Below are 8592 nucleotides of genomic sequence, written 5' to 3'. Positions count from 1 at the left end.
TGATAGAATAAGGGTAACATTTGCAACAGATAGGTCTTATTGACAATTTGAGACCTATCTTTTTCTATCACAGATCGTTACACTCTTGACGTATCAATCGTTTCAAGCCATATCGTCGCCCCCCCAGAAGTTGTACAGTATGGAGCTGGTGAATTGGTCAGACAATCACGTGATGGTTAGCTGCAATTTGTATCAGCGATACTTTAGCGATCGCGTAGCGTCGGCTTTGCCGAATCGCTTTAATAGTTATAGCGCTACGGGCTGGCAACAGGCAACAGGCAACAGGCAACAGGCAACAGGCAACAGGCAACAGGCAAGCCAAGTTTTACAAAGCTTGTAGTAATTTATGCCTCACCATTATTTGTAAATACCCGACGGCGTATTGCTATAGTAATCGGAAATATAGGGTTTTCCATACTTATGAGATACACAGGATTTTTTCCCAATTCCGAAGTTCCCTATTCCCTCTTCTGAGTTCCCTGTTCCCAGATCCGCTGTTCCCTGTTCCCTAAAATCCCAAAATTCTGTACCTCACCCAATTAAAAACCGCTATATTGCTATATAATCGTTACTGTTCAAGGCCCCCCGATAGCCTGCAGAGCTTAAACAAATATCTGCCAGTAACATTATGACCTCTTGCCATAATACCAGCACCGCCGTCATTGAAGACTCGAAAGGGGTTAAGCGAGTTGCCTTGCTAGGAATGCCCAACACGGGCAAATCAACCTTCTTTAACCGTATCACAGGTACCAGTGCTCACGTTGGCAATTGGCCCGGCATTACTGTAGATCTACTACAAGCTAATGTCCAACTCAATGGCGAACCTACGGAATTCGTAGATTTACCAGGAATTTATGACCTGAACGGATTTTCTGATGATGAGAAAATTGTTCAAACCTTCTTAGAAAATTTTGCTGTTGATCTATTTATTATTGTTCTCAATGCTTCCCAAATTGACCGTCAAATTCGCTTGGCATTGCAGGTAAAAGCCCTAGGTTTACCTGCAGTGGTGATGCTGAATATGGCTGATGAAGCTAAGCAATATGGAGTTAAAATCAACACAGAAAAATTATCCGATAATTTGGATATGCCTGTGTTCCTCATTAGTGCCAAGTATGGAGACGGCTATATGAGGGCATACCTAGAAATTTCTAAAACATTAAACGCACAAGAAGAATCGATTAATAGAGATAATCGAATAGATAATCTAAAAACTCGTTTATCTGAGCATAGCTCTATTTCCACTAAAGAGATAGAATCAGTACTAAATGGTGCGGTAGAAATGCCCTCTGAGATGGCAGTCAATTTAACTGCCAGGATTGATAAGTTCCTGCTGCATCCGATATTGGGATTACCCTTGTTCTTCTTAGGAATGTTCCTGGTATTTTGGGTGGTTTGGACTGTGGGACTCCCCTCTCAAGACCTGATGGATGATATGACTGGCTGGATTCAAGGTGCCATAATTGAGCCTGTCATCCAACCCTTACCCACAGTGATTCAAGACTTTTTGATTAATGGGATTTGGAACGGTTTAGCTACCGTTGCTTCCTTTGTTCCATTAATTGTGCTGTTCTTTATCTTAATGGCAATTCTAGAAGATAGTGGCTACCTATCCCGTTCTGCCTATTTAATGGATATCTTTATGGAACGGTTGGGGTTAGATGGTCGCAGTTTTGTGATGCAAATGATGGGATTCGGCTGTAATGTGCCCGCATTAATGGGAACTAGAGTTATGCGATCGCAAGCCTTGCGACTGCTAACTATGCTAGTGATTCCTTTTGCTTTGTGTGCTGCCAGACTCCAGGTATTTGTCTTTATCATTGCTGCTGTATTTCCCCATGGTAACGGAGCGTTAGTATTATTTTCCCTATACCTACTTAGTTTTGTAGCCGCCATTGTCACTGCTGCTCTTTTCCAAGGAGTCTTTAAAAACGAGGAACCTTTTATTATAGAATTACCCCCTTACCGAATTCCCACCCTCAAACAAGTGTTACTTAGAGGGTGGGGAGAAGTCAAAGAATTTTTGCAACGAGCATCTGGGTTTATTACCTTTGGCTGTGTTGCCGTTTGGTTCATCACGAATTTACCGCCAGGAGCGACAGGATTGGATACCATTGGCGGGCAAATTGGACAATTTTTCAGTCCGGTCATGAATCCCATTGGTATTAATCCCCATTTAACCCTAGCTCTAATTTTTGGTTTCATTGCTAAAGAAATTGTGATTGGCTCTTTAGCTGTAATTTATGGACTTAACTCCGTTGCTGTTAGTCAGCAGATAACTGATACAGTGACATTTATCCAAGGATATAGTTTTTGTATCTTTTGCTTAATCTACACTCCCTGTTTAACTACCGTTGTTACCCTATTTAATGAGGCAAAATCATGGAAATTTACCCTATTTTCCTTAGTGTTTTCCTTAGGGTTGGCTTGGGTAGCTAGCTTGATATTTTACCAGGGAGCTTTAGCACTGGGATTTCAATGAAGAGATAGCACTTCTCAATTGGGTGAGGTACAAATTATTGGGTTAATGGGAGTCGGGAGGGGGATTCCCACTTATAGCACTATGCGCTACTGTTAGGACATTCCTAAACTCCGAAACGTAAGTAATCGCTGACTTTTGACTTCTGACTTCTAACTTCTGACTTGCGCGTAGCGCTATATCCTCCCTGAGCAAGACAGTCAAGAACATCGCAATGAGCCAATGACCAATCATAAATGTATTATTTTTTACAGAAAAATTTATTTTTCGTGGTATATATGTCATGCTGGTGTTAGTTAATTGGAGTGGAAGCCCCAGTAAGGGGCTGGGAAAATGCAAAAAATCGAGGCAATTATCCGAGCCTATAAGCTCGAAGAGGTTAAAATCGCTTTAGTCAATGCTGGTATCGTTGGCATGACCGTGTCTGAAGTTCGGGGATTTGGACGGCAGAAAGGTCAAACTGAACAGTATCGCGGTACAAAGTACAGAGTGGACTTTCTTCCTAAGGTCAAGCTAGAAGTCGTTGTTGAAAATGGCTTAGTTGACATGGCAGTAGAAAAAATTCTCGCTGCTGCTCACACTGGTAAAATCGGCGACGGTAAAATTTTCATCAGTCCCATTGAGCAAATTGTCCGGATTAGGACTGGGGAAAGGAATCTAGAGGCGGTTTAATCCCTAATCAAGTAGGGTGGGCAAAAACAGTTTGCTTATTTTGATAATTCTAGATTAGAATACTTTGCCCACCCTACTTTAATTGGTATTTTTTTTACTTGAGCTTGTCCGGTGGGCAAAAACAGTTTGGTTCAAATCAGTATTAATGATTAGATTACTTTGCCCACCCTAATTGAATTGGTATTTTTTTTACTAAGTGGTGATGGGTAATGTAAGCATTCAGCTATCAGCCAAAGGCCAAGGGCTTTTCCCCAGACTTTCAATTTTATTCTAAGCTGACCGCTGACAGCTGAACGCTGTTCGCGTACGCGTGCGCGTAGCGCATATGCTTACAATCCACCCACGATTTGCTAAGTGATTAGTAGGACTTAGTTTAAATTAGACTCGTAAAACATTGATTTGCTCCGATCCTGTACTGGCCAATCGTCGTTTTCACCACCTATAATTAATTTTTCAATCTCCACATATTCTTTGGCAAGTTGCCGGAGAGAATTAATTAAAATATCAAGAGCGATCGCATCACTAGTTCCTAAATCAAACCAGCAGCGCCCCCAAGTGCCTTCATACTCAAACTCGCCCTGATTATGCATCAAGGCCATTAAACTCTTTTCCGCTACTCTATCATCATATTCCATGTAGCTGATTTCTAGGCCAACCTCTTGCACTGGCAGGTTTTCTGCATCAAATCCTCCCAATTTACCTAATAAAAACCAGGAATTGAACAGTTCTTCCACATATTCCTTTTCCCGATAGGAAGGAACAGTGCTAAATTCTATCCAAATCCACAAATCAAATGGGTTAAACTCACGAAATATAATTTGCATATCGTTTAGGGAACAGGGAACAGGGAATCGGGAACAGGGAATCGGGAATCGGGAATCGGGAATCGGGAATCGGGAATCGGTGAAAAGCAATTATTTTAACTAACACTTAGTTTTTTTTATCGCCATTAATCCCGAATATCGGATATTAACTTTTTGATTAATCCTGATTTTTTTCAAACCCTATCTTATCACAATTTTAAACGAGTTGTGAAAAATATAGTTATGAAAAATCACCAATAGTGAGAGAGGGAGCAGGGAGCAGGGAGCAGGGAGCAAGGAGCAGGGAGCAGGGAGCAGCTCAAGGGCACCTAAGCAGTTGTGGAGAGCCAGTTGCTGATCTAAGTCCCCATCTCCCCATCTCCCCATCTCCCCATCTCCTGCTCTTCCTGTGATTCCCTCAAAGAGTATAACTACTTGTTGCTACTACTACCCAATCGAGATCGTGAGTTTCCCCTAAGGCATAGTGAACTGTACACCATTCCCCAGACAGATTGAAGTTAAGATGGTAAGTTTTGGAATTTACCAGTTGAGTGGCAAACAGGTTTCTCAAATCTATCTCGAACTTGCATTCTGTTTGGATTTCCTCTAATCCTTCTCTTTGTTCTGACAATTCTTCTTGAACCTCTTGGTATTCTTCCGTTGATAATTCTCCTTCTTCCTCTAATTTTACTAGTTCTTGTTCTAGCTGTGCTATTATTTCCTGGTACTCTTCTATCTCATTTCCGTAATCATCTCGAACTCTAATAAATTCATTGATTTCGCTAATCTCTAAAAATCCCGTAGTATCCAATAATTTTTGCATAACTTCGTTGCGACTAGTGGTGATCACTACCTCGAAACCTCCCAAGGTCAATTCTTCCTCTGCTTGGGCTTGGTGAGTAATTTGATTGGTGATACATTGGATTTGCTCAACCAGTGCAGCGGTATTGTATTGGACGGATTCTAGATCCGGAATCATAAATTGTGGTGATGAGTTGCACCGCCAGGTTTGTTTGATACCTAATCCAATCCACTCTCCTGCTGTTGATAAACCAATTAGCATCGGAATTCCTAAGGAGCCAAAGATACTTTGTTGAATGGGAAATCCCTCTTCCAATTCTTCTGGTAGTGTAGGAAGGCGATAGCCATAGATAGTTAACTCTGAGAAATTAGCTTGCAGCAGTGCGATCAGATTTTGGTAATGGGCGCTCACAGGTTGAGATTGGGTTGCGCGAATCTGACTGAGAAACTCTTCAGGAGTAAAGGGCATAAGACCGGTGTTATCGACTAGAAAGCGTTCCACTGAAAAAGAACCTTTATCGTCCACTTCCCAAGGAATAACTATATAAGGAGCGTCACCAACTAGGCTGAAGTATTCATCTTTGGTTAATTCTTGAAGGGTAGTAACAATTTGCTCAGTTTGGGGTTTCATAATTATTGTTAAGGTAGGATGTTAGTAAGCATTCAGCAGTCAGCTTTCAGCTGTCAGCTATAGAATTTTCATTTGAGATGTGAAACTATAATTGATGGTGAAAGGGAATAGGGAACAGGGAATAGGGAATAGGGCAGAGGGAATAGGGAACAGGGAACAGGGAACAGGGAAAGAATCCGTGTGTGTACTTCATTAATAGGAAAACGACTGTATGATAAATCAGCATTTGGTTTCATGAGATAATTTAAAATTATATATTAGCAAATAGTTGATATAATTGATCATACTTATGAGGTAGATTTAATTTTATTACTCCCTACTCCCTACTCCCTACTCTCAAAAATTCCAATGCCGAGGTACCTCCTTACACACAACTGCCACGAATTATAATGTATTTTATCTCAAGCAGTCATGAGTTTTAAAGCAGCAAATTCTAGTCAAGATTTGAACCAATCTACAGCAGTAAGTTCTAAGATTATTTCCGGTCGTTTTACGGTTCTGGAACAGTTCACTGAGTTCTTGACCTATAGCCAAATGTAAATTATTCAGCTTTCTCGTGGTTCGTTCCAGAGTGAGTTTTTGGCTACCCAGATTGGTGATTTATATTTCACACGTATTAGCGCTAATCAATCGGTTCAAGTAAGCGGTCCGAAACAGCAGGGATATTTAACTTTTGCGTTGGTTTGGGAGGCTAAAGGAGGCCATTTTTATGGCCACGGTCAGCCCCTGTGTCCCCAAACTGATTTGAATGGTTTTGATCGGCAACGGGAAACGGGCTTCGTGACTCCTCAAGTGGGAATGATGGTAGACATATTCATCCCGGTGGGAATCTTTGAAGCTTGTGCAAATCAGTTGCAGCGCTATGATTTGGACGATCGCTTCCTCGCCAAGAATCATGTGAGTATATTGCCCGATCGGATTGGGGAGATCAAGGATTATCTGCGGGAACTATTTTGGTTGGCGCAACATCAACCTGACTGGTTGAACCAGCCCCATGTTCAACAGCTGGTTGCAAATGATCTGGTTCCGTTGGTGATTCAAGCCATTCCCATTCAAGGCAGTTCCACCCCCACCCTCAAACCCTCTCGGCGCAGAAAGTTGATAGCCCAAGCGGAGCAAGAAATAGTAGCCCACTTGGAAAAACCCCTGACCCTGAAGGAGCTAGCCAAACGATTGGGCTCTAGCAGTTCAGCTTTGTCCTATGGGTTTCAGGAGTTATTTGGCATGAGTCCCATGCGCTATCTCAAGGTGCGACGGCTGAATGCGGTGCGCAGGTGCCTGAAGGCAAGTGATCCAGACAGTTGTAGCGTAGAAATCCTGGCTAACCAATTTGGCTTCTGGAATGGAGGCCATTTTGCTAGAGATTACAGAGTCATGTTTGGGGAATTGCCTTCAAAAACGTTGCAGAGGAAACCAGAAGTTAGACAAGAATCTTAAAAGCCGATTGTACCTGATTTTGAGACGATATATGACGACGCTTAACAAAACGAATTATAGATAAAACTAATTATTGTCCCGTCAAAGACTATTTTATTTTTATGGTTAGTAAAGTTGGAATTTTTGAGTATTGAGGGGAACCGTTTATGTTTAAGCTTAAATAGACAGCAGGTCAAAGTTGCACAGTCAAAGTTGCACAACTTATGAACTATGTACTATCCGAGCAAGCTAAAACCGATGAGGGAGCTATAGCTTTAGTACAAATGTTCTGCATCAGTGACATGCTCCCGGTGCAGAAAACTTGCAAAACCAAAGTTGAAACTCTGATACAGACGGAAGCTGTTATGAAATATTTGAGAGCTAATGGTTCTAAGGGAAGTGGCGTTGCTGAATCTTCGCGCTGAATAGGAGTAGAGTGGGCATCCTGCCCGCCCGACAATATATTGAAACTGGCAAGATGCCAGTTCCACAGCAAGATGCCGATTCCTCAGATGCGACCCGTTCGCGCCCCGCGTTCGCGCCCCGCGTCGGCTTTGCCGAAAGATGCGACCCAACGGCGATTTACTCGCCCTAGGAGGCGCGCGCCTAAGCGCGAATTTAATAATTAGATCGCTCAAGCGCACCTAAAAACTCTTAATAATGGAATGATTTTAAGAGTAGGTGCGCTTTCCAATGGGCGAGTAAATCGCCCTTGGGTCGCACCTGTGGAATAGGCATCTTGCCTGTTCGATATCTTTTGGAGCGGGCAGGATGCCCACTCTACTCCTATTAATTCAAAGATTCAGCAACGCCAGCTTTTGGAACTATGCTCTCCCTGGTTATTGCCGGGAGTTGATTTACTGTTTTTATCAGGGTTTATGAATAAGTTTTAACTGTATTTAGAAGAAGATAGTGGCGGTTGCGATCGCATCCTCTGTTTTGCTTGCGTTTTCCTGCTGTTTTCCTGATGCTCAAAGGCTTAGTTTTGATTCAGGAGACTTATAAGCCAGAGGAAATGGTTGGGCATGTTGAGTATCTGTGAGCATGTCACCTTTGTAATTAGGTACATAGATCCCCCCTAGCCCCCCTTAAAAAAGGGGGGAATTAGATTTAAAAGTCCCCCTTATTAAGGGGGATTTAGGGGGATCTGAACAGGGATTAACAAAATTGACATGCTCCCTTGAGTATCTGTGAGCGGACGCTTTTTAATCAGTGCGGGATGATTGGGATAATACAGACATGAAACCTTGATTGGGTCGATAAGATGCGATCGCAAAAAAGCGATCGCTTTTTTGTAAGCATATGCATGGTAAAGGCTTCGACGCTGTTTTGGCGGGAGCAGGTCAAAGTTGCAGAACATTTGTACTATGTCCCATTAGCGGAAGCAATTACCCATGAGGGGGCTATAGATAATGTACAAATATTCATCCTGGACATGCTCCCCCTATTACCTATTACCTATTACCTATTACCTATTACCTATTACCTATTACCTATTACCTATTACCTATTACCCAAATTTAGTACAAATGTTCTGCATAAGTGACATGCAAGCGTTTTGGCCTAGCTTGGCTATAGGCCAATGGCTGATACCTGAATGCTTACTTCAAAATTAGCATCCTACCATAACAATTACCGAATATAGCAAATTCTTAATAAATTGTATACTTTTTACTGCTTAAAATACTATCTTATCATACTTAAAATAAAATTGCCGTTTTTTTAACATTAATTAACGAGGTTTTCCAGGCCACGCATTATAGTAGTTTAAGTATCGAATAGGTTAAATT

General features: G+C 41.9%; 12 protein-coding genes. 7 read left to right on the top strand and 5 right to left on the bottom strand.

The window, feature by feature from the left end; translation table 11 throughout:
• Positions 1 to 139: 139 nt before the first annotated feature.
• Together F6K38_RS30445 and feoB are read left to right on the top strand one after the other, a co-directional pair.
• Positions 140 to 340, top strand: a complete 201-nt coding sequence (locus F6K38_RS30445; RefSeq protein ID WP_008181261.1) for a hypothetical protein — start codon at positions 140 to 142, stop codon at positions 338 to 340.
• A gap of 288 nt (positions 341 to 628) precedes the next feature.
• Complete coding sequence (gene feoB / locus F6K38_RS30440; protein WP_008181262.1) at positions 629 to 2482, top strand: ferrous iron transport protein B; 1854 nt, start codon at positions 629 to 631, stop codon at positions 2480 to 2482.
• 42 nt (positions 2483 to 2524) lie between these two features.
• Here the strand turns inward: feoB and F6K38_RS30435 are convergent, their stop codons facing one another.
• Positions 2525 to 2764 (bottom strand): hypothetical protein, encoded by a 240-nt coding sequence (locus tag F6K38_RS30435; protein WP_008181263.1) that lies wholly within the window; start codon positions 2762 to 2764, stop codon positions 2525 to 2527.
• Positions 2765 to 2812: 48 nt separating this feature from the next.
• Between F6K38_RS30435 and F6K38_RS30430 the strand changes: the two genes are divergently transcribed.
• Positions 2813 to 3151, top strand: a complete 339-nt coding sequence (locus F6K38_RS30430; protein ID WP_008181264.1) for a P-II family nitrogen regulator — start codon at positions 2813 to 2815, stop codon at positions 3149 to 3151.
• Positions 3152 to 3519: 368 nt separating this feature from the next.
• Here the strand turns inward: F6K38_RS30430 and F6K38_RS30425 are convergent, their stop codons facing one another.
• The 4 genes from F6K38_RS30425 to F6K38_RS30410 form a co-directional block, all read right to left on the bottom strand.
• Entirely contained in the window at positions 3520 to 3975 is a 456-nt protein-coding gene (locus F6K38_RS30425) for a DUF3531 family protein (protein ID WP_008181265.1), read from the bottom strand.
• A 180-nt stretch (positions 3976 to 4155) separates the two neighbouring features.
• The gene (locus F6K38_RS30420) at positions 4156 to 4341 is read right to left on the bottom strand and encodes a hypothetical protein (RefSeq protein ID WP_008181266.1); all 186 of its coding nucleotides are present in this window, start codon (positions 4339 to 4341) and stop codon (positions 4156 to 4158) included.
• Between the two features lie 31 nt (positions 4342 to 4372).
• Entirely contained in the window at positions 4373 to 5386 is a 1014-nt protein-coding gene (locus F6K38_RS30415) for a hypothetical protein (RefSeq protein ID WP_008181268.1), read from the bottom strand.
• 68 nt (positions 5387 to 5454) lie between these two features.
• Positions 5455 to 5622: a hypothetical protein gene (locus tag F6K38_RS30410; RefSeq protein WP_154659710.1), complete on the bottom strand. Its 168-nt coding sequence runs from the start codon at positions 5620 to 5622 to the stop codon at positions 5455 to 5457.
• A 175-nt stretch (positions 5623 to 5797) separates the two neighbouring features.
• Between F6K38_RS30410 and F6K38_RS30405 the strand changes: the two genes are divergently transcribed.
• From F6K38_RS30405 to F6K38_RS30390, 4 genes are all read left to right on the top strand, one after another.
• Positions 5798 to 5926: a hypothetical protein gene (locus tag F6K38_RS30405; RefSeq protein ID WP_008181270.1), complete on the top strand. Its 129-nt coding sequence runs from the start codon at positions 5798 to 5800 to the stop codon at positions 5924 to 5926.
• Positions 5927 to 5965: 39 nt separating this feature from the next.
• A complete protein-coding gene (locus F6K38_RS30400; protein WP_287297060.1) occupies positions 5966 to 6823 on the top strand; it encodes a helix-turn-helix domain-containing protein in 858 nt (285 codons plus the stop codon).
• An 898-nt stretch (positions 6824 to 7721) separates the two neighbouring features.
• Positions 7722 to 7844: a hypothetical protein gene (locus F6K38_RS30395; RefSeq protein ID WP_287248381.1), complete on the top strand. Its 123-nt coding sequence runs from the start codon at positions 7722 to 7724 to the stop codon at positions 7842 to 7844.
• A gap of 222 nt (positions 7845 to 8066) precedes the next feature.
• On the top strand, positions 8067 to 8348 hold the full coding sequence (locus tag F6K38_RS30390) for a hypothetical protein (protein WP_287358795.1): 282 nt from the start codon (positions 8067 to 8069) through the stop codon (positions 8346 to 8348).
• Positions 8349 to 8592 lie beyond the last annotated feature (244 nt).

This window comes from Moorena sp. SIO3B2, from assembly GCF_010692525.1.
Lineage (GTDB): Bacteria > Cyanobacteriota > Cyanobacteriia > Cyanobacteriales > Coleofasciculaceae > Moorena > Moorena producens.
Note: the sequence above shows the minus strand (reverse complement) of the source record. Positions and strands in the feature narration are given on the sequence as shown.